Here is a 303-nt window from a genome sequence, read left to right on the forward strand (position 1 = left end):
ATACTGATGTGGAAGCCCAACCTGAATCGCAAACACAAAGCTATACCATCCAAATCACAGAACTAGGAATCCATACGATTCAGTTTAAAGCCATCAACGAAGCAGGACACGAAACGACAACATCACGCACGATCAAAATAGATAAAACAGCACCACCAAAACCAACGATTCAACAGAGCACAACAAGTTGGACGAACGAACCAGTGCAAATAGCAATCATCGCGAAAAAAGATGAAGAAGACACCAATACCAATACCTATAGCGGCCTGGCAAAAATCCAATACCGAATCACCGCCGAGGGAG

Annotated in this window: 1 protein-coding gene; it reads left to right on the forward strand. The window is 43.9% G+C overall.

What is annotated here, in order from left to right:
* Nucleotides 1-303, forward strand: a 303-nt coding sequence (locus AOA60_RS32535) for a hypothetical protein (protein ID WP_158235002.1), incomplete at both ends; no start/stop codon positions are given.

It is taken from the genome of Pseudomonas sp. 2822-17, from assembly GCF_002742485.1.
Classification (GTDB): domain Bacteria; phylum Pseudomonadota; class Gammaproteobacteria; order Pseudomonadales; family Pseudomonadaceae; genus Aquipseudomonas; species Aquipseudomonas cyclaminis.